Origin of the sequence: Leifsonia sp. 21MFCrub1.1 (genome assembly GCF_900107895.1) — a bacterium.
Classification (GTDB): domain Bacteria; phylum Actinomycetota; class Actinomycetes; order Actinomycetales; family Microbacteriaceae; genus Leifsonia; species Leifsonia soli.
The window spans coordinates 3,665,829-3,687,008 of record NZ_LT629867.1 but is presented as its reverse complement, the minus strand read 5'-3'; the positions used below and the strand labels follow the sequence as shown (position 1 = coordinate 3,687,008).

23 protein-coding genes are annotated in these 21,180 nt (G+C 71.3%); 13 read left to right on the top strand and 10 right to left on the bottom strand.

Annotated features, from left to right (window positions below):
* Positions 1–57: 57 nt before the first annotated feature.
* From BLW09_RS17415 to BLW09_RS17405, 3 genes are all read right to left on the bottom strand, one after another.
* Entirely contained in the window at positions 58–1,446 is a 1,389-nt protein-coding gene (locus tag BLW09_RS17415) for a glycine--tRNA ligase (RefSeq protein WP_089915712.1), read from the bottom strand.
* A 62-nt stretch (positions 1,447–1,508) separates the two neighbouring features.
* Positions 1,509–2,135, bottom strand: a complete 627-nt coding sequence (locus tag BLW09_RS17410; RefSeq protein ID WP_089915709.1) for a GNAT family N-acetyltransferase — start codon at positions 2,133–2,135, stop codon at positions 1,509–1,511.
* A gap of 38 nt (positions 2,136–2,173) precedes the next feature.
* Positions 2,174–3,478, bottom strand: coding sequence for a glutamyl-tRNA reductase (locus tag BLW09_RS17405; RefSeq protein ID WP_089915706.1), 1,305 nt, complete (start codon positions 3,476–3,478; stop codon positions 2,174–2,176).
* Between the two features lie 98 nt (positions 3,479–3,576).
* Here BLW09_RS17405 and hemE point away from each other — a divergent pair, with 98 nt between their 5' ends.
* From hemE to hemL, 11 genes are all read left to right on the top strand, one after another.
* Entirely contained in the window at positions 3,577–4,728 is a 1,152-nt protein-coding gene (hemE, locus tag BLW09_RS17400) for a uroporphyrinogen decarboxylase (RefSeq protein ID WP_089915703.1), read from the top strand.
* Positions 4,713–6,395 (top strand): protoporphyrinogen/coproporphyrinogen oxidase, encoded by a 1,683-nt coding sequence (locus BLW09_RS17395; protein ID WP_331712807.1) that lies wholly within the window; start codon positions 4,713–4,715, stop codon positions 6,393–6,395. The genes hemE and BLW09_RS17395 overlap by 16 nt, the downstream gene beginning before the upstream one ends.
* A gap of 8 nt (positions 6,396–6,403) precedes the next feature.
* Entirely contained in the window at positions 6,404–6,724 is a 321-nt protein-coding gene (locus BLW09_RS17390) for a hypothetical protein (protein WP_089915700.1), read from the top strand.
* Positions 6,725–6,775: 51 nt separating this feature from the next.
* Positions 6,776–7,261, top strand: a complete 486-nt coding sequence (locus BLW09_RS17385; RefSeq protein ID WP_089915697.1) for a phage holin family protein — start codon at positions 6,776–6,778, stop codon at positions 7,259–7,261.
* Positions 7,251–7,466, top strand: coding sequence for a DUF3618 domain-containing protein (locus tag BLW09_RS17380; RefSeq protein WP_089915694.1), 216 nt, complete (start codon positions 7,251–7,253; stop codon positions 7,464–7,466). Before BLW09_RS17385 ends, BLW09_RS17380 begins: the two co-directional genes overlap by 11 nt.
* A 49-nt stretch (positions 7,467–7,515) precedes the next feature.
* Positions 7,516–8,247, top strand: coding sequence for a hydrogen peroxide-dependent heme synthase (gene hemQ / locus BLW09_RS17375; RefSeq protein WP_089915691.1), 732 nt, complete (start codon positions 7,516–7,518; stop codon positions 8,245–8,247).
* On the top strand, positions 8,244–9,425 hold the full coding sequence (locus BLW09_RS17370; RefSeq protein WP_089915688.1) for a ferrochelatase: 1,182 nt from the start codon (positions 8,244–8,246) through the stop codon (positions 9,423–9,425). Before hemQ ends, BLW09_RS17370 begins: the two co-directional genes overlap by 4 nt.
* Positions 9,422–10,423 carry a hydroxymethylbilane synthase gene (gene hemC, locus BLW09_RS17365; protein WP_089915685.1) on the top strand — a complete coding sequence of 334 codons (1,002 nt, stop codon included), beginning with the start codon at positions 9,422–9,424 and terminating at the stop codon, positions 10,421–10,423. The genes BLW09_RS17370 and hemC overlap by 4 nt, the downstream gene beginning before the upstream one ends.
* Positions 10,420–11,220 carry a uroporphyrinogen-III synthase gene (locus BLW09_RS17360; protein ID WP_089915682.1) on the top strand — a complete coding sequence of 267 codons (801 nt, stop codon included), beginning with the start codon at positions 10,420–10,422 and terminating at the stop codon, positions 11,218–11,220. Before hemC ends, BLW09_RS17360 begins: the two co-directional genes overlap by 4 nt.
* Before the next feature lie 98 nt (positions 11,221–11,318).
* Positions 11,319–12,245, top strand: coding sequence for a porphobilinogen synthase (gene hemB, locus BLW09_RS17355; protein ID WP_231947190.1), 927 nt, complete (start codon positions 11,319–11,321; stop codon positions 12,243–12,245).
* The gene (gene hemL, locus BLW09_RS17350; protein WP_089917071.1) at positions 12,242–13,549 is read left to right on the top strand and encodes a glutamate-1-semialdehyde 2,1-aminomutase; all 1,308 of its coding nucleotides are present in this window, start codon (positions 12,242–12,244) and stop codon (positions 13,547–13,549) included. The genes hemB and hemL overlap by 4 nt, the downstream gene beginning before the upstream one ends.
* A gap of 99 nt (positions 13,550–13,648) precedes the next feature.
* On the opposite strand, the gene BLW09_RS17345 is transcribed toward hemL, so the two are convergent.
* The 5 genes from BLW09_RS17345 to BLW09_RS17325 all read right to left on the bottom strand — a co-directional run bounded on the left by BLW09_RS17345 (position 13,649) and on the right by BLW09_RS17325 (position 18,578).
* The gene (locus tag BLW09_RS17345) at positions 13,649–13,885 is read right to left on the bottom strand and encodes a hypothetical protein (RefSeq protein WP_089915679.1); all 237 of its coding nucleotides are present in this window, start codon (positions 13,883–13,885) and stop codon (positions 13,649–13,651) included.
* A 44-nt stretch (positions 13,886–13,929) separates the two neighbouring features.
* Positions 13,930–15,183 (bottom strand): sugar ABC transporter permease, encoded by a 1,254-nt coding sequence (locus BLW09_RS17340; RefSeq protein ID WP_089915676.1) that lies wholly within the window; start codon positions 15,181–15,183, stop codon positions 13,930–13,932.
* Positions 15,180–16,010, bottom strand: a complete 831-nt coding sequence (locus tag BLW09_RS17335; protein WP_089917068.1) for an ATP-binding cassette domain-containing protein — start codon at positions 16,008–16,010, stop codon at positions 15,180–15,182. The genes BLW09_RS17340 and BLW09_RS17335 overlap by 4 nt, the downstream gene beginning before the upstream one ends.
* A gap of 129 nt (positions 16,011–16,139) precedes the next feature.
* A complete protein-coding gene (locus BLW09_RS17330) occupies positions 16,140–17,258 on the bottom strand; it encodes an ABC transporter substrate-binding protein (RefSeq protein WP_089915673.1) in 1,119 nt (372 codons plus the stop codon).
* Between the two features lie 138 nt (positions 17,259–17,396).
* Complete coding sequence (locus tag BLW09_RS17325) at positions 17,397–18,578, bottom strand: ROK family transcriptional regulator (protein WP_089915670.1); 1,182 nt, start codon at positions 18,576–18,578, stop codon at positions 17,397–17,399.
* 107 nt (positions 18,579–18,685) lie between these two features.
* On the opposite strand from BLW09_RS17325, the gene BLW09_RS17320 reads away from it, so the two are divergent.
* The gene (locus tag BLW09_RS17320; protein WP_089915667.1) at positions 18,686–19,069 is read left to right on the top strand and encodes a hypothetical protein; all 384 of its coding nucleotides are present in this window, start codon (positions 18,686–18,688) and stop codon (positions 19,067–19,069) included.
* Between the two features lie 3 nt (positions 19,070–19,072).
* Here BLW09_RS17320 and BLW09_RS17315 read toward each other — a convergent pair whose 3' ends face one another.
* The gene (locus BLW09_RS17315) at positions 19,073–19,462 is read right to left on the bottom strand and encodes a DUF1304 domain-containing protein (RefSeq protein ID WP_089915664.1); all 390 of its coding nucleotides are present in this window, start codon (positions 19,460–19,462) and stop codon (positions 19,073–19,075) included.
* Positions 19,463–19,485: 23 nt separating this feature from the next.
* On the opposite strand from BLW09_RS17315, the gene BLW09_RS17310 reads away from it, so the two are divergent.
* Positions 19,486–20,730, top strand: coding sequence for an FAD-dependent oxidoreductase (locus tag BLW09_RS17310; protein WP_089915661.1), 1,245 nt, complete (start codon positions 19,486–19,488; stop codon positions 20,728–20,730).
* 3 nt (positions 20,731–20,733) lie between these two features.
* Here the strand turns inward: BLW09_RS17310 and BLW09_RS17305 are convergent, their stop codons facing one another.
* Positions 20,734–21,132, bottom strand: a complete 399-nt coding sequence (locus tag BLW09_RS17305; RefSeq protein WP_089915658.1) for a DUF1304 domain-containing protein — start codon at positions 21,130–21,132, stop codon at positions 20,734–20,736.
* Between the last annotated feature and the right edge of the window lie 48 nt (positions 21,133–21,180).

Below are 21,180 nucleotides of genomic sequence, written 5' to 3'. Positions count from 1 at the left end.
TCCGTCGCGGTGGGCTCGGTCCGAGGACAGGCTAGAGGATGCCGGGGCCCGCGCGCGTCAGATCTCGCGGAGCCGTTCGGCGAGGTAGCGGTCGAGACCCTCGAGCGGGATGCGCTCCTGCTGCATCGTGTCGCGGTCGCGGACCGTCACGGCGTCGTCCTCGAGCGAGTCGAAGTCGACCGTCACCGCGAGCGGCGTGCCGATCTCGTCCTGCCGGCGGTAGCGGCGGCCGATCGCGCCCGAGTCGTCGAAGTCGACGTTGCGGCGCTTGCGCAGCCGGTCGGCGAGGCCGCGGGCGAGGGGCGACAGCGCCTCGTTGCGCGAGAGCGGGAGGACGGCGACCTTGACCGGGGCGAGGCGCGGGTCGAGCCGCAGCACGGTGCGCTTGTCGGTGCCGCCCTTGGCGTTCGGCACCTGCTCCTCGTCGTACGCGTCGACCAGGAACGCCATGAGCGCGCGGGTCAGACCGAACGACGGCTCGATCACGAACGGCACGTAGCGCTCGTTCTTGTTCTGGTCGAAGTAGCTCAGGTCTTTGCCGGAGTGCTCGATGTGGGTCTTCAGATCGAAGTCGGTGCGGTTGGCGACGCCCATCAGCTCGCCCCACTCGCTTCCGACGAAGTCGAAGCGGTACTCGATGTCGATGGTCCGCTTCGAGTAGTGGGCGAGCGACTCCTTCGGGTGCTCGAACCGGCGGATGTTCTCCGGCTTGATTCCGAGCTCGGTGAACCACTCCCAGGCGAGGTCGATCCAGGTGTCGAACCACTCCTCGTCGGTGCCGGGCTCGACGAAGTACTCGATCTCCATCTGCTCGAACTCGCGGGTGCGGAAGATGAAGTTGCCCGGCGTGATCTCGTTGCGGAACGCCTTGCCGATCTGGCCGATGCCGAACGGCGGCTTCTTGCGCGAGGTCTGCAGCACCGACGCGAAGTCGGTGAAGATGCCCTGCGCGGTCTCCGGGCGCATGTAGTGCAGGCCGGATTCGTCGTCGACGACGCCGAGGTAGGTCTTCATGAGGCCCGAGAACTGCCGGATCGGCGTCCACTGGCCGACCTTGTCCGGGTGGTCCGGGTCCGGGATGTCGTCGAGGCCGTTCGCCGGCGGGTGGCCGTGCTCGGCCTCGTACGCCTCGAACAGGTGGTCGGCGCGATAGCGCTTGTGGGTGATGAGCGACTCGGTCAGCGGGTCGCTGAACACCTGGACGTGCCCGGAGGCCTCCCACACGGCGGTCGGCAGGATGATGGCGGAGTCGAGGCCCACCATGTCGCCGCGGCCGCGCACGAACGCGTTCCACCACTCGCGCTTGATGTTCTCCTTCAGCTCGACGCCGAGGGGACCGTAGTCCCACGCCGACCGGGTGCCGCCGTAGATCTCTCCGGAGGGGAAGACGAATCCACGGTGCTGAGCCAGCGTGATGACGGAATCCAGTCTCGACGGTGCGGCCATGGTGCTCCCTGTGCGGTGCGGGTGTGTGGGGACCCGTCCATCCTACTGAGGAAGCCGCACCGTCACCGCGCCGAGCGGAACTCCTGCTCCAGGATGGCGTAGACGGCGGTGTCCGACCACTCGCCCTTGAAGATCTCGGTCTCGCGCAGCAGAGCCTCCTGGCGCATCCCGAGCCGTTCGCACAGGCGGGCCGAGGCGTCGTTGCGCGCGTCGAGCTGGGCGAAGACGCGGTGGGCTCCGAGGGCGTCGAAGCACAGCTCCAGCACCCGTTGGACCGCCTCCGTCGCGTAGCCGGCGCCGTGCACGGCCGGGTGGAAGACCCAGCCCATCTCGAACTTGCCCCAGGTCGCGTTCTTCAGGAACAGGCTGATGTCGCCGATCACGCGGCCGGCGCCGCCCTCTGCGTCCGCCAGCTCGACGGCGAAGACGATGCCGTCGCCGTTCTCGGCGAGCCGGTTCATCGCGATCCGCTTGCGCAGGTGCTCCGCGGACTCGTCGTGGTCGTGCACCTCCCAGTAGAGGTAGCGGACGACGTCCTTCAGCTTCTGGTAGGCGTGCTCGTCCTCCAGGTCGCCCGTGTTCAGCGGGCGCAGCAGCAGGCGCTCTGTGCGCAGCTGCTCGGCGGCGTATGGCAGGCCGCTCGCGCCGTGCGGCGGGATGACGGCGGTCGTGGTGGCTTCGTCGCTCACGGTCGCTCCTCGTGCTGTGTGGTGCGGGATGCTGCGGTTCAGGATGCCGCGGACTCGTCGTCCACGGCGGTGAGGCGGGGGCGTGCGCGCTCGGCGTCGACGTCGACGCCGAACACGGCCGCTGCCCCGGCGATGAACGACTCCGCGTCGCCCTCGCGGGCCAGCTCGCGGGCGCGGACGGACGGGGTGTGCAGCAGGACGCCGGCCAGGTGGCGCAGGGCCGCCTCGGTCTGCTCGCTGCCGTCTCCCCGGCGCCGTGCGCGCTCGATCTCGGCGTCCAGGATGTCGAAGACGTGCGTGCGGAGGGCGACGAGGGCCGGGGTGACCTCCTGCTCGGCGGTCCGCGCGCGGTACTCGGCGGCGGCGGCATCCACGATGGTGCGCGCGTCGTCGGCGGCCTGCAGCTCGGTCAGCGGCGCATGGATGCTGATGGTCTCGAGGTCGAGCAGCTCCACCCCGGCGAGCTCGCCGACGGCCGGGTCGACGTTGCGGGGCAGGCCGAGGTCGACGACGAGACGGCGCTCGGCCGCGTCGGGGCGGCCGACCGCCTCGGCCAGGAGCGGCCGGGTGAGGACGTAGTCGGTGACCGCGGAGCAGGTGACGACGAGGTCGCTCTCCGCCAGCGCGTCCAGCAGGCCGTCGGCCTCGACCGGAGCGATGTCGTGCGAGAGGGCGAACTTGGCCGCGCGCCCCGACGGCGAGTACACCCGGACGTCGGTGACGCCGCGGTCGCGGAGGGCGGCGAGGCTGGCGCCCGCGTACTTGCCGGTGCCGACGAGCAGCACGCGCGTCCTCGCCCAGTCGGTCACCCGGCTCTCGGCGAGATCGAGCGCGAGGCGGACGAGGGAGCGGCCGGCCGTCATGATCCCGGTGCGGTTCTTCACGCCGCGTGAGGTGCGCGAGGCGACCTGGAACAGACGCTCCAGCTCGCTCGTCACCGAGCCGTCGCGGCGAGCCGCGTCGAGCGCGCGGCGCACCTGGCCGGCGATCTCGCCCTCGCCGACGACGACCGACTCGAGGCCGCTGGTCACGGCGAAGAGGTGCTCGGCGACCGCGTGGTCGCTGTACACGGCGCTCGCGCCGCGGAGCAGGTCCGGGTCGATGCCCGCTGCGGTGCTCACCGCGTCCAGCACGGCCTCGGTGGAGACGGCGCGGGCGGCCGGGAGCGGCTCGTCGATGTCGAGATAGGCCTCGAAGCGGTTGCAGGTCGCGAGGACGACAGAGCCCGAGACGATGTCGCTGTGCTCCGAGAGTGCGGCGGTGATGGCCGGAGCATGACGCTCGAGCCGTTCCAGGAGGTCGAAGTCAGCCGTCCGGTGACTCGACGAGAAGCACAGAAGCACGGAGGAAAGCCTACGCTCGCGTCGGAGCAACCTCGAATCGGGCCCCAGCTTCCGCTCAGCCGGGCGTTCTCGCGGGATGGCCCTGGCACAATCGTGTAGTGACCACCCTCGCCTCCGACCATCCCCTCGCCGCCGGCCTCACCGCCTCCAGCCCCCTCGTCCGGGCCTACCAGGGCGAACGGCAGGAGGTGACCCCGGTCTGGTTCATGCGCCAGGCGGGACGCTCGCTGCCGGAGTACCGCGAACTGCGCGTCGGCACGCGGATGCTCGACGCGTGCCTCGACCCGGCGATGGCGAGCGAGATCACCCTGCAGCCGGTGCGGCGCCACGGGGTGGACGCCGGCATCTTCTTCAGCGACATCGTCGTCCCGCTCAAGCTCGCCGGTGTCGAAGTGGAGATCCAGCCGGGCAAGGGCCCGGTGTTCGCGCAGGCCGTCCGCACGGCGGCGGACGTCGAGCGCCTGACCGCGATCGACCCGGCGTCGCTCGACGACCGCGTCTTCGCGCCCATCCAGGAGGCCGTCCGGCTGACGGTGGCCGAGCTCGGCAGCACCCCCCTGATCGGCTTCGCCGGCGCTCCGTTCACGCTGGCCGCCTACCTCGTCGAGGGCGGCCCGTCGAAGGATCACATCCGCGCGAGGACCCTCATGCACGCCGACCCGGAGGCGTGGGCGCGCCTGATGGAGTGGACGGCCGACATCTCGGGCGCCTTCCTGCGCGCACAGGTGCTCGCCGGGGCGAGCGCCGCCCAGCTCTTCGACTCGTGGGCGGGGTCGCTGTCGCTCCACGACTACGTGACGCACGTCGCCCCCGCCTCGGCGCGGGCGCTGTCGCACGTCCGCGACCTGGCGTACGAGCTGCCGCGCGCCGCGACCGCCGCGGGCGACGCCGAGCCCTCGCTCGACGATGTCGTCCGCAACGTCCCGCTCGTGCACTTCGGCGTCGGCACCGGCGAGCTGCTCAAGGCCATGCACGAGGTGGGAGCGGACGCGGTCGGCGTCGACTACCGCATCCCGCTCGACGAGGCCAGCCGTCGCCTCGGGCACGTCGTCCCGGTGCAGGGCAACGTCGACCCGGCGATGCTGGATGCGCCGTGGCCGGTGCTCGAAGCGCACGTCCGCGGCGTGCTCGACCGCGGCCGGGAGGCTCCGGCGCACATCCTCAACCTGGGCCACGGCGTCCCGCCGGAGACCGACCCCACCGTCCTGACCCGCGTCGTCGAGCTCGTGCACGGGTGGCGACCGGAGTGAGCGGCGAGGGCACGACGCCCGGCGGTTCCACCGAGCCGGGCGCCGACATCGGCGAGGAGATCCGGCACGCGGTCGAGGCGCCGCCCACCCGCATCGTCGTCGTCGGCGGCGGCATGGCCGGCCTGGTCGCCGCGCGCGAGTGCGCCCGGCCGGGATTCGAGGTGACGGTCCTCGAGGCGTCGGACCGCGTCGGCGGCAGTGTCGCGCCGCTTCCGCTGGCGGGGATGACGCTCGACGCGGGAGCCGAGAGCTTCGCCACGCGCGGCGGTCACGTCGCCGAGCTCCTCGCCGACCTCGGCCTCGGCGACGACATCGTGCAGCCCAACCCCTCCGGCGCCTGGGTGCGCCACGGGAGCCGTTCCGTTCCGCTTCCGAAGGCGGGGCTGCTCGGCATCCCGAGCTCGCCCCTGGCGAAGGATGTCGTCGCGGCGATCGGCTGGCCTGGCGCCCTGCGTGCCTACCTCGACCGCCTGATGCCCGTGCTCAAGATCGGCACGGAGCGCCGTCTCGGCACCCTCGTCCGCAAGCGCATGGGCAGCGCGGTGCTCGACCTCCTCGTCGCGCCGGTCGTGACCGGGGTGTACTCGGCGGCCCCGGACGACCTGGACGTCGAGGTCGTCGCCCCCGGGCTCAACTCGGCACTCACCCGTCTCGGCTCGCTGTCCGGCGCGGTCGGCGAGCTGCGGTCGGCGTCGAAGGCCGGCAGCGCCGTCGGCGGCATCCGGGGAGGGATGTGGCGGCTGCCCGAGACGCTCGCCGCGGACATCCGCGCGCGCGGCGGCGTCGTGCGCACGGGCGCGCCGGTGCAGACCATCGAGCCGTGGAGCGCGCCGGACGCCGAGGACACGGCGCGGGCGGTCATCGAGGCGGTGCTGGCCGAGTCGCTGGAGGGCCGCGAGCCGACGGCGCCGGCGCAGACGGCTGCTGACGCGGAGGCTGCTCGCCCGGCCCGATGGATCGTGCGGACGGCCGACGGGGACACGCTCCCGGCCGACGTCGTCGTGCTCGCCTCTCCGGCCGACGACTCGCTCCGTCTGCTCTCCTCGCTCGATCCGGCGCTCGCCGGGCTGGGAGAGTTCGACTGGCCCGCGGCCTCCAGCGTCGAACTGGTGACGCTGGTCGTCGCCGACGACCGCCTCGCCGCCTCCCCGGTCGGCACGGGCGTGCTCGTCGCCGATGTGCCGGGGACGGACGTGCGCGCGAAGGCGATGACCCACTCCAGCGCGAAGTGGGCGTGGGTCGCGGAGGCGGTGGGAGACGGGCGCCACGTCGTCCGGCTCTCCTACGGCCGAGCCGGACGGCCCGCCGAGACCCGGGAGCTCGACGACGCGGCACTGCGTGCCGCCGCGGTCGCCGACGCCTCCCGGCTGCTCAATATTCCGATCGCGGAATCCAGCGTGACCGCATTCGCCAGGACCCCCTGGACGAACGCCCTCCCGTATGCGACAGTGGGGCAGCGGGAACGCATCCAGCGGGTCCGCACCGAGGTCGACGGCGTCGAGGGTCTCGAGGTCACCGGCTCCTGGCTGACCGGTACAGGCCTCGCCTCCGTCATCCCGGATGCGCGCCGGGCAGCCGAGCGCGCGAGAGGACTACGCTGGAAGGCCCTGACGGCCGCCCTCCAGGCGGACGACAACTCGGCCACCGAACAGGGACTCGACACTTAGGAGACGGAATGCGCGGCAAACTCCTCTTCGTCGCCGGAGCGGCGGTGGGCTACGTGCTCGGCGCCCGAGCCGGACGCGAACGCTATGACCAGCTGAAGGCCGCGGCCGCGAAGGCCTGGGAGTCGCCTGCGGTGCAGAAGCAGGTGCACGCGGCGGAGGACTTCGTGTCACGGAAGGTCGGGGAGTTCCCGGAGACCGTGTACATCACCGTCAAGAAACTCGTGGTGCAGGCGAACAGCCGGCGTCGTGAGGCGCGGGCTCCGTATCCGTCGCCTGCCGCCGAGGCGGCCATCCGCGCGGGCGACGGGCGCAGCGACACGTCGTCCTGACCGGAGTGTCCTGACCGGAGTACTGTACGGAAGCGACGAGGGGAGACGCCGATGACCGACCGTGAGCGGGGAGCCGCAGGCGCTGCCGGCGCGTCCGGACCGCGGCCCGTTCCGACCCCGGGAGAGCGAGCTCGCGCCGACCGTGCGAAGGCGCGACCACTGGTGCAGCTGATCTCCGATCTTCCGCGCCTGATCGTCGAGCTGCTGAAGGCGGAGCTGGCGCACCTCAAGGCCGAGTTCGCCGAGAAGGCGAAGTATGCCGGCATCGGCATAGGGCTGCTGGCCGGCGCCGCCTTCTTCCTCTTCTTCGCGTTCGCGACGCTGGTCGCCGCGGCCATCCTGGGCATCGCGGTCGCGCTTCCGGGGTGGGCCGCCGCGCTCATCGTCTTCGGCGCCCTGGTCGTGCTCGCCGTCCTTCTGGCGCTGGTCGGCGTCCGGTCGTTCAAGAAGATGGACGGCGTCGCGCCATCGCAGACCATCGCCAGCATCAAGGAAGACGCCGACGCGCTGAAGGGACTGGGGAAGTATGACAACTGACCGCAGCGACGTCGACCGGGCGCGGGCCGAGCTCGCCGCCACGGTCGAGGCGATCGAATACAAGCTCAACGTGCCGAAGCGCACCGCCGAGAGGCTCGCGCGTCTCCGGCAGGACAACCCGCTCGCGCTCGTCGGGATGTCGGTCGCCGTGGCCCTCGTGACCGCCGGAACGGTCTGGGGCGTCGTCCGTCTCCTCCGCCGGTGAGCGCCCCCGCGTTTTTGGCCTTCTCAGGTTTGAGAGGGAGACTGTGGGTATGAGTACCCCGGCTGCCGTTCCGGCAGAGTCGACCACCCCCGATACCCCCAGCGACACCCCGACCGGATTCACCCTCTGGGCTGTGCTGCGCCGCGATCCCGCCCGACCGGACGACCTCGACGGCACCGACGTGCCGACCGCCGTCTCCGAGCTCGAAGGGGTGATCGCCGACCTCGAACTCCAGAACGTCACCACGCGCGGCCTCTACGACGTCTCGGGCCTCCGCGCCGACGCCGACGTGATGATCTGGCTGCACGGCCCCGAGGCGGAGGCGCTGCAGTGGGGACTCCGCCAGCTGCGCCGCACGCGCCTGCTGAAGGCGCTGCTCCCGACCTGGAACGCGATGGGCGTGCACCGCGACGCCGAGTTCAACAAGGCCCACGTTCCCGGCTTCCTCCGGGGCAAGGAGCCGAGGGAGTGGCTCTGCGTGTACCCGTTCGTGCGCAGCTACGAGTGGTACCTGCTGCCCGACGAGGAGCGCTCGAAGATGCTCGCGGAGCATGGCCGGAAGGGCGCCGCCTTCCGGTCGGTGCTCGCGAACACCGTCGCCTCGTTCGCGCTCGGCGACTACGAGTGGATCCTGCCGCTCGAGGCCGACGAGCTCACCGACCTCGTCGACATGATGCGCGAGCTCCGCTACACCGAGGCCCGACGCCACGTGCGCGAAGAGGTCCCGTTCTTCACCGGTCGCCGCATCCAGCCGGCCGAGGTCGTGGAGGTCCTGCAGTGACGGACGCGCAGACCGACCAGCGGGTGCTGGGGGCCACTCCGGCCGCGGCCGCCGGCCCCGAGCACGTGACGGAGCCCACCGCCTACGACGCCATCCTGCTCGCCGGCTTCGGCGGCCCGGAGGGGCAGGACGACGTCATCCCGTTCCTCCGCAACGTCACGCGCGGCCGCGGCATCCCGGAGGAGCGTCTCGAAGAGGTCGCACACCACTACCGCCACTTCGGAGGCGTCAGCCCCATCAACGACCAGAACCGCGAGCTCAAGGCCGCGCTGGAGGCGGAGCTCGCCGAGCGCGGCATCGACCTGCCGGTGCTCTGGGGCAACCGCAACTGGGACCCGTATCTCGCCGACGCGCTCCGCGAGGCCGATGAGCGCGGCTTCACCAAGCTGATCGCCATCGCGACGAGCGCCTACTCGTCGTACTCCAGCTGCCGCCAGTACCGCGAGGACTTCGCGGGCGCTCTGGAGGCGACGGGCCTGGAGGGGCGCATCCAGATCGACAAGGTGCGCCAGTTCTTCGACCACCCCGGCTTCGTCGAGCCGTTCATCGAGGGCGTGAAGAACGCCATCGGCGAGCTGCAGCAGAAGCTTCCGGGCATCGACCCGGCGACCGAGGTGCGCATCCTGTTCTCGACGCACTCCATCCCGTCGACCGACGCGGCGAAGTCCGGTCCGGCCGAGCGCGGCTTCGGCGAGGGCGGCGCCTACGCGGCCCAGCACCTCGCGGTCGCCGAGGTCGTCTCGCATGCCGCCACCGGCGGAACCGTCGGCTGGGATCTGGTCTACCAGTCCCGGTCGGGCCCTCCGTCGATGCCGTGGCTGGAGCCCGACATCAACGACCGCATCGCCGAGCTCCCCTCGCTCGGGATCAAGGCCGTCGTCATCGTGCCGCTCGGCTTCGTGAGCGACCACATGGAGGTCCTCTGGGACCTCGACAACGAGGCCATGGAGACGAGCGACGAGAACGGCCTGGTCGCCGTCCGCGTCCCGACCCCCGGCACCCACGCGGCGTACGTGAAGGGCCTGGTCGACCTGGTCCTCGAGCGTCGCGACGCCGTCCCGGTGGACCAGCGCCCGGCGATGACCTCGCTCGGCCCCTGGTACGACGTGTGCCGGCCGGGCTGTTGCGAGAACGTCCGGCTCGGCTTCAAGCCCGCCGCTGCGGGGCTCGCGCCGTGAGCGGGACCGTGACGAGGGTCGACGGCGCCGCCGAGCGCCGCGACGGGGTGCTGCGCATCGGCACCCGCGGCAGCGCGCTGGCGGTCGCGCAGACGACGGCGGTCGCCGAGTCGATCGCGCGCGCCACCGGCGTGGATGTCGAACTCGTCACGGTGACCACCCACGGCGACACGTCGCGCGAGTCGCTTGCGCAGCTCGGCGGCACCGGGGTGTTCGCGACCGCTCTGCGCGACGCCCTGCGCGCCGGTGAGGTCGATCTCGTCGTGCACTCCCTGAAGGACCTCCCGACGGCTCCGGCTCCCGGGCTCGTCCTCGGCGCGGTGCCGAAGCGCGCGGACGCCCGCGACGCCCTGGCCGCGCGCGACGGACTGACGCTCGACGACCTCCCGGAGGGCGCTCGCGTCGGCACCGGATCGCCCCGCCGGGTCGCCCAGCTGAAGTCGCAGCGCCCCGACCTCGACGTCGTCGACCTGCGCGGCAACGTCGACACGCGCCTGCGCATGGTCTCCGACGGCGAGCTGGACGCCGTGGTGCTCGCGGCCGCCGGCCTCACCCGGCTCGGCCGCCTCGACGCCGTGACCGACTACTTCCCGCTCTCCCTCGTCCCCACCGCTCCGGGTCAGGGCGCCCTCGCGCTCGAGGTCCGCGCCGGAGACGAGAAGGGCCGCGGCCCGATCGCGCGCGCCCTCTCCGCCGTCGACCACGTCACGACGCACGCCTCGGTGGTCGCCGAGCGGCACGTGCTCGCCGGGCTCGAGGCGGGATGCGCCGCTCCGATCGGCGCGACGGCACTCGTCGACGACGGCCTGCTCTTCCTCACCGCGACCGTGTACCGCCCGGACGGCTCGGAGAAGCTCACCGCATCCCACGCCGCCACCCCGGACTCGCTGAGCGCCGCTCACCTCGCGGAGGCCGCGGAGGATGTGGGCGCCCGCGTCGTCGCCGAGCTGCTGGAGGCCGGGGCCGCGTCGCTGGCACCGCTCGGGAGCGACCGATGACGAACACCGCCCCGACTCCGAAACCGCTCGCCGGCTGGCGCGTGCTCGTGCCGCGCGGCGGCCCGTGGGGCGACTCCGTCGCCGCCGACCTGCGTGCGAAGGGTGCGTCGCCGGTCGTCGCCGCGATGATCAACTTCGCGCCGACGGCGGATGCCCCGGCGCTCGAGGCGGCGCTCGCCCGGCTGGCAGACGGCGGGTTCGACTGGATGACGGTCACGAGCGCCACCACGGTGGATGTGCTCAGCGCCCAGCGTGCCGTCGTCCCGCCCTCGACGCGGGTCGCCGCAGTGGGCGAGACGACCGCCGCAGCGCTCGCCGCCGCCGGGTACCACGTCGACCTCGTGCCGTCGGAGGACAACTCGGCCCGCGGCCTGCTCGCCGAGTGGGAGGCCGCGACCCAGGGTGCCTTCCCGCTCCGCATCCTCACCCTCCGCTCGGAGATCGCGAAGCCCCTCCTCACCGAGGGGCTGCGCCGCATCGGCCACGATGTCGAGTCGGTCGTCGCCTACCGCACCGTCGGCGTCCCCGTGCCGGAGAACGTCGTGAGCGACGTGCGCGACGGGCTGGTGCAGGCGATCCTGGTGACCAGCGGATCGGTCGCCGAGCAGGTGCAGAAGCAGCTCGGCCCCATCCCCGAGTCGACTCTGATCGCCGCGATCGGTCCGCAGACCGCTCGCGACGCCCGCTCGTTCGGTCTGCGGGTGGATGTGGTCGCCGCCGAGCGCACGGCCGCCTCCCTGATCGACGCCGTCGTGCAGGTCGCGCAGTCGCGGACCGCAGAGGCCGACGACTACTGAGCTTCTGGGAGGACGCTCAGTCCGGCGGGCGTAGGCTCGTGTGAGTGAGTGAACTGCATCCCGTCATCCGCCCCCGACGGCTGCGGCAGTCGCAGGCGATGCGCCGGCTGACAGCCGAGACCCGCCTCCACCCCGCCGAGCTGATCCTCCCGCTCTTCGTGCGCGAGGGCGCCACAGAACCCGTTCCGATCGCCTCGATGCCCGGGGTCTCGCAGCACAGCCTCGACTCCCTGAAGCGCGTGGCCGCCGAAGCCGCCGAGGCCGGCGTCGGCGGGCTGATGCTCTTCGGCGTTCCCGAGACGCGCGACGCCGTCGGGTCCGGAGCGACCGACCCGGACGGCATCCTCAACGTCGCCACCCGGGTGCTCGCCGCCGAGGTGGGCGACGCCCTCGTGGTCCAGACCGACCTCTGCCTCGACGAGTTCACCGATCACGGGCACTGCGGCGTCCTGGATGCGCACGGTCACGTCGACAACGACGCCACCCTGATCCGCTACCGCGACATGGCCGTCGCCCAGGCCGAGGCCGGCTCCCAGCTGCTAGGCCTCAGCGGCATGATGGACGGCCAGGTCGCCGCGGTGCGCGACGCGCTCGACGCGTCCGGGCACACGGATGTCGTCATCCTCGCCTACGCGGCGAAGTACGCGTCCGGCTTCTACGGGCCGTTCCGCGAGGCCGTCGACTCGCAGCTCTCCGGCGACCGCCGTGCGTACCAGCAGGACCCGGCGAACCGCCGCGAGGGCCTGCGCGAAGCGCGGCTCGACCTGGAGGAGGGCGCGGACATCCTCATGGTGAAGCCCGCGCTCAGCTACCTCGACGTGCTCAGCGATGTCGCCGCGATCAGCGATGTCCCCGTCTGGGCGTACCAGGTGTCGGGGGAGTACGCGATGGTGGAGGCCGCGGCGGCCAACGGCTGGATCGACCGCGACCGGATCATCGAGGAGACGCTGATCGGCGCACGCCGCGCCGGCGCCGACGCGATCATGACCTACTGGGCGACGGAGGTGGCCGGGTGGCTGCGATGAACGACGTGAATGAGCAGCAGTTCGAGCGGGCACAGCGGGTCATCCCGGGCGGGGTCAACTCGCCGGTGCGCGCCTTCCGCTCGGTCGGAGGCACCCCGCGGTTCCTGGTGTCGGCGTCCGGTCCGTATGTGACCGATGCGGACGGCCGCGAGTACGTCGACCTGGTCGCGTCGTGGGGTCCGGCGATCCTCGGCCACGCGCATCCCGCCATCGTGGATGCGGTGCAGCGCGCGGCCGCGCGCGGCCTGTCCTTCGGAGCATCCACACCCGCGGAGACCGAGCTGGCGGAGGCCGTGATCGGCCGCGTCCCGTTCGTCGAGAAGCTGCGCCTGGTGTCCACGGGCACCGAGGCGACGATGAGCGCCATCCGGCTCGCCCGCGGGTTCACGGGCCGGCCGCTGCTGATCAAGTTCGCCGGGCACTATCACGGGCACTCGGACAGCCTGCTCGCCGAGGCGGGCTCCGGTCTCGCCACGCTCGCTCTTCCCGGCTCGGCCGGGGTCACCGAGGCGACGGCGGCGCAGACGATCGTGCTCCCGTACAACGACCTGGATGCGGTGCGCGCGGTGTTCGAGGCGCAGGGCCCCGACATCGCCGCGGTCATCACGGAGGCCGCCGCCGCCAACATGGGCGTCGTCCCGCCGGACGAGGGCTTCAACGCCGCGCTGACCGACCTCGCCCACGAGTTCGGCGCGCTGCTCATCCTCGACGAGGTGCTCACCGGCTTCCGCGTCAGCGAGGCCGGCTTCTGGGGGCTCGACCGCGGCTACACGCCCGACCTGGTCACCTTCGGCAAGGTCATCGGCGGCGGGATGCCGCTGGCCGCTCTCGGCGGACGCGCGGAGCTCATGGACTTCCTCGCACCGGCCGGTCCCGTGTACCAGGCGGGGACGCTCTCCGGGAACCCGGTCGCGGTCGCCGCCGGGCTGGCCACGCTGGCGAACGCCGGCGAGGCCGTGTACGACCGCCTCGACGCGGTCGCCGGCACGGTGTCGTCGGCGGTGTCCGAGGCGCTCTCGGCCGCCGGGGTCGCCCATCGGGTGCAGCACGCGGGCAACCTGTTCAGCGTCGTCTTCGGCGATTTCGAGCGGGCGCCGCGCACCTATGCCGAGGTGCAGGCGCAGGAGGCGTACCGCTACCGCGCCTTCTTCCACGCGATGCTCGACCAGGGCGTCTCGCTGCCGCCGAGCGTGTTCGAGGCGTGGTTCGTCACGGCCGCGCACGACGACGCGGCCGTCGACCGCATCCTGAACGCCCTCCCCGCGGCCGCCCGAGCCGCGGCCGCCGCCACCCCCGCCACCTGACCCCGTCCCCGTTCCCCGTCCCCCGCCCCCTCCGCCGAGTTGCGACATCATGTCGCAACTCGCCCTGGATTCCGGCAACGAGTCACGACTCGATGTCCGTCAGGCGTCGGGAGCGGCGGGTTCGCGCGAGAGGGACTCGACGTAGGTGTACGTGGCTGTCGCGGGCCAGCCGTCCGCATCCAGCAGGGCGTAGACGTCGAAGTTGAGCGTTCCACCGCCGCCGGCGGCACGGCGGAGCGTGCGCGGCGGTGCGTCCGACGATGAGCGGATGGTCACCGTCTGCGGCTCCGCGCCCGAACGGAGAAGGCGGGCGCGGAAGGTGGTGGTCCGGGTCATCCCACCACTCTCCCACGCCCGCCCGGAGGACGGGACCGGAGTCCCTAGGCTTGGCCGTGCGACGCCCTCGAGCGCCGCGACAGCGAGTCGATGATCACCGCGAGCAGCAGGACGGCGCCCGTGATCATGAAGCGGTACGACGAGTCCAGGTTGAGGAGCGTCAGGCCGTTCGAGATCGACTGGATGACCAGGATGCCGAGCAGCGCCGACCACGCGGAGCCGCGCCCGCCGAACAGGCTCGTTCCGCCGATGACCGCCGCCGCGATGGCGTTCAGGTTGGTATCGGTTCCGCCGGAGCCCGCACCCACCGACGCGAGGCGGGCGGCCGCGAGCAGGCCGCCGACCGCCGCGAACGTCGAGCAGAGGATGAACACGCTGATGAACACGCGGTTCACCCGGATACCGGCTCGACGCGCCGCCTCCACCGATCCGCCGACGGCGAAGACCGAGCGTCCCCACCGGGTGCGGGTGAGGAAGAAGTTCATCACGATGACGAGCACCACGAAGAACAGGAACATGGCGCCCGTGCCGCGGTCGGTGGAGAGGTACCAGACGCTGATGCAGAGTCCGACGAGCAGCAGAGCGGCCTTGATGGCGACGACCGCCATCGACCCCTCGGAGAGCCCCGCGTTCCTGCGTCGCACGTTGCGCCGGAAGTCGGAGAAGAACATCCCGCCCGCCGCGATGACCGCCAGAGCGTAGGCCGCCCACGGCGGCAGGAACCACTGCTGCGCGAACTTCACGATCCACGAGTCGTAGGGGATGTTGATCGAGCTGTTCGCGCCGAGGATCCACAGCTGGAGGCCGAGGAATCCGAGCAGACCGGCCAGCGTGATCACGAAGCTCGGCACGCCGAACCGGGTGAACAGGAAGCCGTAGAGCAGACCGATCGCCGAACCGGCGAGGATGGCGACGATCACCGTGAGCCAGAGCGGCCAGTGCAGCTGCGTGAAGCCGACGCCGAGGATGGCCGCCGCCACACCGCTCACCGACCCGACCGACAGGTCGATCTGGCCGAGCAGCAGCACCAGCACGATGCCGATCGAGATCGTTCCGATCGCGGCGCACTGCAGGGTCAGGTTGACCAGGTTGTTCGCGCTGAGGAAGTTGGGGTTGAGGATCTGGAACACGACCCAGATCACGACGAGTCCGATGACGACCGGCAGCGATCCGAGGTCGCCGCCGCGCACCCGGCGCCCGAAGGCGCGGACGGCGCCGCCGAGCCCTTCGTCGCGGATGATCCGCTCGTCCTGGAGGTCCGCCGCCAGTTCGGCAGGCGTCTCTGGTGCCTTGGTCATGCTTCCGGGCTCCGTTCGATGGATTCTTCGGCCTCCATGAGCCGTTCGGCGCGACGCACCACGACGTTGTCGGTCGCGCCGGTGATGGCGGAGATGATGTCCTCGTAGCTGACCTCCGGCACGCGGAAGTCGCCGTTGTTGCGGCCGAGCCGCAGCACGGCGACGCGGTCGGCGACGGCCTGGACGTCGGCCATGTTGTGGCTGATCAGGATGACGCCGAGTCCGCGCTCACGGAGCCGCTCGATGAGGTTGAGCACCTCGGCGGTCTGTGCGACGCCGAGGGCGGCGGTCGGCTCGTCGAGGATGACGACGCGCGGGTCGCCGATGAGCGACCGGGCGATCGCGACGGTCTGCCGCTGGCCGCCGGACAGCGACGCGACGGCGATGCGGACCGAGGGGATGCGCGCCGACAGCTGCCGGAGCAGACTCCACGACCGCTTCTCCATCTCCTCCTCGTCGAGCGTTCCCTTGCTGATCTCGCGGCCGAGGAACAGGTTGGACACGACGTCGAGGTTGTCGCACAGGGCGAGGTCCTGGAAGACGGTGGCGATGCCGAGCTGACGGGAGGCGGCGGGCGATGGGATGCTCACCTCCTGGCCGTCGAACTCGATCGTCCCCGCATCCTGCGGGTGGACGCCCGCGAGGATCTTGACGAGCGTCGACTTGCCGGCGCCGTTGTCGCCGACCAGGGCGACGACCTCTCCCGGGTAGACGTCGAGGTGGATGTCGGTGAGCGCTTGGACGGCGCCGAACCCTTTCGAGACCCCCCGCAGGGAGAGGACGGGGCGGCGTGAGGACCGCTCCTCGTCCACGATCGCGGATTCCATGGTCACGGCGTTCTCCTTCGAGCTGTGCGCAGCATGCTTCCTGTTCTCAGGGTAGAGCGGAACCCGGCCCGGGGCGCCCCCCGCTGTGAAGGCGGGAGGCGCTGTCCGGGCCGGGCATCCGTCGATCGGTTACTTGATGCCGTACTTCTCGCAGTCGGCCTTGTAGTCGGCGGTGCAGATCTTGGCAGCCGAGTCGGAGCCGTAGAACTCGTCCTTGACCACCGTGCTCTCGATGTTGTCCGTCGTCACCGACACCGGGGTCAGCAGGAAGGACTGGATCGCGGCGCCGCCGGCAGTGTCGACGGTGGTGTCACCCTTCGGCTTGTTGCCCTTGGTCAGGTCGACGGCGAGCTCCGCCGCCTTCTCGGCCTCCGGCTTGAGCGCCTTGTACACGGTCATGTACTGGTCGCCGGCGAGGATGCGCTGGATGCCGGCGAGCTCAGCATCCTGACCCGTGACGGGCGGGAGCGGGCTCAGGTTGGCCGCCTTCATGGCCGCGATGGCGCCGCCGCCGGTGCCGTCGTTCGCCGCGTAGACGCCCTTGATCTGGTCCTTGAACTGCGAGACCTGGCCGGACACCCAGTCCTGGGCCTTGGCGGGGTCCCATCCTGGTGTGTCGTACTCGGCGAGCACCTTGTAGCCGCTGGAGTCGATGACGCTGTGCGCGCCCTTCTTGAAGAGGGTCGCGTTGTTGTCGGTCGGGGATCCGTTGACCATCAGGATGCCGGCGCCCGAGGGCACGCCGTCCTTCTTCAGCTTGTCGACGAGCGCCTGGCCCTGCAACTGGCCGACCTTCTCGTTGTCGAACGAGATGTAGTAGTTGCTGTCCGGGCTGTTGATCAAGCGGTCGTAGGAGATGACCGGAACGTTCTTGGCCTTGGCCTCACCCACGATGGATGCGGCGGCCTCGCCGTCGAACGGGTCGAGGACGAGCACCTTGACGCCCTGGGTGAGCATCGACTCCGCCTGCTGCTGCTGCTTGCTGGCGTCGCCGTCGGCGTTCGCGTAGAGGACCTTGCAGCCGGAGCAGAGCTCCTTGACCTTCGCCTCGAAGAAGGGCTTGTCCGCCGCCTCGTAGCGGGCGGTGACCGAGTCAGGCAGGAGCAGACCGATCTGGGCGTTGGCGGCGTCGCCGGTGCTTCCTCCGCCGGAGCCGTTTCCGGATCCGTTCGAACAGGCTGTGAGAGTGACGGCTGTGAGCAGGATCGCGGCCGACGCGATGACCGCTCTCTTGGTGGCGATCTTCATTGAAAAACCTCCGATTCGGCACCGCCTTCGTTGGCGGCTGGGTTGAGTGTGCCAGCCGGGGGGTTTGGCGTCAAGAGTTGAAGACAATGGTTTCGATAACGGTTCGGACCGTCTTCGGGGGACACTCCGCCGGGAGGATCAGTACGAGACGCCGTCCGGTGAGAGGGAGACGCAGTCGACGGCGTAGGCGACCGCGCCGAGCGCCGCGGCGCGCACCCCGAGCTGGGCCTGGACGATGTCCGGCATGAGGTCGGGGTTGACGATGATCGAGCGCTCGACCGCGTGCCGCAGCGGGCCGAGCAGCAGCTCGCCCGCGCGCGACAGTTCGCCGCCGACGATCACCCGCTCCGGGTCGATCAGATTGCACAGGTTCGCGGTCGCGACGCCGATGTGGCGTCCGGCGTCGCCGATGGCGCGGATGCAGCGCGCATCCCCGGCCATCGCCTGCAGGACGACGTCGCCGAGCTTGAGGCTGCCGAGGTGGTCGCGCAGCTCGTCGAGGATGGCGGGGCCGCCCGCGAGCGCCTCCAGGCATCCCCGGTTCCCGCAGCGGCAGAGCGGTCCGTTCTCCCGGATCGTGGTGTGGCCGAACTCGCCGGCGACCCCGTGGTTGCCGCGGAACAGCTGGCCGTTGAGCAGAAGGCCCGCGCCGATCCCGTCGCCGACGTCGATGGTGATGGTGTTGCGCTTGCCGCGGCCGGCGCCGAAGCGCGACTCGCCGAGCGCCGCGAGGTTGGCGGCGTTGTCGACGAAGACCGGGCGCTTGATCCGCCGCTCCATCGATTCGGCGATCACCACGCCGTCCCACCCGCGCATGATGCCGCTGCGCGCGATCGTCCCGCTGGCGCGGTCGATCGGGGCGGGGACGGCGATGCCGACGGCGAGCAGGTCGTCGCGGGACGCATCCACCGACTCGAGCATGTCGTTCAGGAGCAGCGAGACCTTGTCGAGCTCGTTGTCGGCCCGGTGGTCCCGGGCGAGCGGCATGTGGTTCTCGGCGACGACCGTGTGGGCGACATCCGCCAGGGCGACGCGCAGGTGCCTGGTCGAGAAGTGCACGCCGACGACCAGTCCGAGGGCGTGCGCCAGGGTGACGTGCTGGGCGCGCCGGCCGGAGCGGATGCTCTGCGTCGTGTGCAGGACGCCGGAGGTCGAGAGCTCCTTGACGATGTTCGAGACGGTCGCGGGAGAGAGCCCGGTCGCGCCGGCGAGCTCGACCTGCGTGAGGCCGCCGTGCTTCTTGATGGCATCGACGATGCGGGCTCGGTTGGCTTCACGAAGTGAAGTCTGCGAACCCGGAGTTCGTCGCTGCGTTGCCACGACGAGAAGGATACATGGCCGGGCACGGCGGCCGATCACAAGTGAAAGTAATGCGTTTGTGAGATTCCTATGACCATCCGGACCGCCCGGCTTGGCAGGATAGAGCTATGGCCGATCTGCACGTTCACCCCGACCGCTTGGAGATCCACCTCACGCGGGCCGAGAAGGTGCTGGCCATGAAGCGCGAGGATCTGGTGGTGCCGCGGGACAGCATCCGCTCGGTCGCCATCACCGAGGACCCGTGGATCTGGATCCGCGGCATCCGCGCGCCCGGGGCCGCCGTCCCGCTGACGCTGTCGATCGGAACGTGGAAGTTCCACGGCGGCAAGGACTTCCTGCTCATCAAGGGCAAGCAGCGCGCAGCGGTGGTGATCGATCTCGACGGGGAGGAGTACTCCCGCGTCATCGTGTCGACGCCGCATGCCGCCCGCCTGGTGGAGGCCCTCCGCGTCGACGGCAGCGAACTGGCCGCCGACGGCATCATCGACTGACGGTCAGCTGTTCTCGGCGACGACGAACAGGATCAGGCCGATCGCCGGGATCCCGCCCTCGACCAGCGCCAGGAGCCAGAACCGCCGGGCGATCGTCAGCAGAACCAGCGACGCCAACACCATGCAGACGCCGCAGAAGAAGATGAGGCCGAACCCCACATCGCGGAGCGTCGTCCAGTAGAGGACGAGCCCCACCAGCGACCCGCCCGCGAGGAAGAGGTTGTAGAAGCCCTGGCTGTACGCGACGGGCCGCACCACGTCGGCGTCGTGCTGGGAGCCGATGCCGAACCTGCTCCACACGCCCGGTCCTGACCAGAGCACGCTCTGCACCGCGAAGAACCCGAGGTGCACGAGCGCCGCCGCGGCGATGAGGATGCTCCCGATGATCGCCATGCCGGGAGGATACGCTGCCCACCATGGAGACGTTGCAGACGACGTGCGTCATCGTCGGGGGCGGCCCGGCCGGGATGATGCTCGGCCTGATCCTGGCGCGCAACGGCGTCGATGTGGTCGTGCTCGAGAAGCACGCCGACTTCTTCCGCGACTTCCGCGGGGACACCATCCACCCGTCGACCATCGGCGTGCTCGGCGAGCTGGGGCTGCGCGAGCGGTTCCTCGGACTCCCGCACACCAGCGTCGGGGCGCTGGACGTGGTGGTGAACGGCAACCGCCTGCACCCCATCGACTTCGGCCGGCTCGCGCCGCCGGACGACTTCCTCGTGCTCGCGCCGCAGTGGGACTTCCTGAACTTCCTCGCGGAGGACGCCCGGCGTCACCCGAACTTCCGCTTGCTGATGCAGACCGAGGCGGCGGAGCTGCTCTCGGAGGGGGATGCGGTGCGGGGCGTCCTGGCGCACGGCCCGGACGGCGACCTCGAGATCCGCGCCCGGCTGACCGTCTCGGCGGACGGCCGCGCCTCCGGGCTGCGGTCCCAGGCGGGGCTCCGGCCCCGCCGGTTCGGGGTGCCGATCGATGTGCTGTGGTTCCGCATCCCGAAGCCGGACGACCTTCCCGCGCACACGCTCGCGTACGTGGGCGGAGGCGGGATGGTCGTCACGATCGAGCGCCACGACTACGTTCAGGCGGGGCTGATCATCCCCAAAGGCGGCTACACAGAGCTGCACGCGGGCGGCCTCGGCGCCTTCCGCCGGGCCGTGATCGACGCGGCGCCGCACCTGCGCGCCGCGCTCGAGACCGTCACGGACTGGGACCAGGTCAAGCTGCTCAGCGTGCAGATCGACCGCTTGCCGCGCTGGTACCGGCACGGCTACCTCGCGATCGGGGATGCGGCCCACGCGATGTCCCCGGCCTTCGGCGTCGGCGTCAACTATGCGGTGCAGGACGCGGTCGCGACCGCGAACGCCCTGACGGCGACGCTGCGCGAACTCGGGCCGGCGGCGGGGTCGGACGCCGAGGTCGACCTGCGGCTGCTCGACGGCATCCAACGGCGGCGGATGCCCGCGGTCGCGGCCATGCAGCGCATCCAGCTGGCGGCTCATCGCACCATCTCGCGGCCGGAGGGCGTCCGGCTGCTGCCGGAGCCGATGCCCGCACCGCTGCGGGCGGCGCTCGCCGTGGCGACGCCGGCCGTGCAGGTGGTGAGCTCCCGGCTGATCGGCCGCGGGCTGCGGCCGGAGTCGGTGTCTCCGGAACTCCGCTGAGACTCAGCTCTGGCCGGTCGCGAGCCCGATCAGCAGCAGGGCCAGCCCGATCAACGGGAGCGACCCCTGGATGAGCGCGGGGCGGAGGTACCCGCGCCCCGTCGTGACCAGCACGATGGCCGCCGCGACCATGCACGCGGTCGTGAAGATGATGAGCGCGAGACCGGCCGCGTGCTGGCCGACCCCGTAGAGGACGAGGCCGACGACCGCGCCGATCGCGAGGAAGAGGTTGTAGAACCCCTGGTTATAGGCCATCGGCCGCACCGTGTCGGCCGCCTCCTGGCTGACGACGCCGAACCGGCGCCAGACCGTCGGACGGGTCCAGGCGACGCTCTCCATGAAGAAGATCGCGATGTGGAGGGCGGCGGCGAGGGTGACCACGACGGTGGCGACGACGATCATGGCGCCAGCATATCGAGCGTTCTGCGAGGCGGAGGGTTCGCCGGGCCG

Coding starts and splice junctions, on each gene's coding strand:
- BLW09_RS17335 (WP_089917068.1), bottom strand. CDS start 16,010: ATGGAATCCGCGATCGTGGACGAGGAGCGGTCCTCACGCCGCCCCGTC.
- BLW09_RS17345 (WP_089915679.1), bottom strand. CDS start 13,885: ATGACCCGGACCACCACCTTCCGCGCCCGCCTTCTCCGTTCGGGCGCG.
- BLW09_RS17305 (WP_089915658.1), bottom strand. CDS start 21,132: ATGATCGTCGTCGCCACCGTCGTGGTCACCCTCGCCGCCGCCCTCCAC.
- BLW09_RS17385 (WP_089915697.1), top strand. CDS start 6,776: ATGACCGACCGTGAGCGGGGAGCCGCAGGCGCTGCCGGCGCGTCCGGA.
- BLW09_RS17330 (WP_089915673.1), bottom strand. CDS start 17,258: ATGAAGATCGCCACCAAGAGAGCGGTCATCGCGTCGGCCGCGATCCTG.
- BLW09_RS17310 (WP_089915661.1), top strand. CDS start 19,486: ATGGAGACGTTGCAGACGACGTGCGTCATCGTCGGGGGCGGCCCGGCC.
- BLW09_RS17415 (WP_089915712.1), bottom strand. CDS start 1,446: ATGGCCGCACCGTCGAGACTGGATTCCGTCATCACGCTGGCTCAGCAC.
- hemL (WP_089917071.1), top strand. CDS start 12,242: ATGAACGACGTGAATGAGCAGCAGTTCGAGCGGGCACAGCGGGTCATC.
- BLW09_RS17360 (WP_089915682.1), top strand. CDS start 10,420: ATGACGAACACCGCCCCGACTCCGAAACCGCTCGCCGGCTGGCGCGTG.
- hemB (WP_231947190.1), top strand. CDS start 11,319: ATGCGCCGGCTGACAGCCGAGACCCGCCTCCACCCCGCCGAGCTGATC.
- hemQ (WP_089915691.1), top strand. CDS start 7,516: ATGAGTACCCCGGCTGCCGTTCCGGCAGAGTCGACCACCCCCGATACC.
- BLW09_RS17380 (WP_089915694.1), top strand. CDS start 7,251: ATGACAACTGACCGCAGCGACGTCGACCGGGCGCGGGCCGAGCTCGCC.
- BLW09_RS17320 (WP_089915667.1), top strand. CDS start 18,686: ATGGCCGATCTGCACGTTCACCCCGACCGCTTGGAGATCCACCTCACG.
- BLW09_RS17390 (WP_089915700.1), top strand. CDS start 6,404: ATGCGCGGCAAACTCCTCTTCGTCGCCGGAGCGGCGGTGGGCTACGTG.
- BLW09_RS17315 (WP_089915664.1), bottom strand. CDS start 19,462: ATGGCGATCATCGGGAGCATCCTCATCGCCGCGGCGGCGCTCGTGCAC.
- BLW09_RS17340 (WP_089915676.1), bottom strand. CDS start 15,183: ATGACCAAGGCACCAGAGACGCCTGCCGAACTGGCGGCGGACCTCCAG.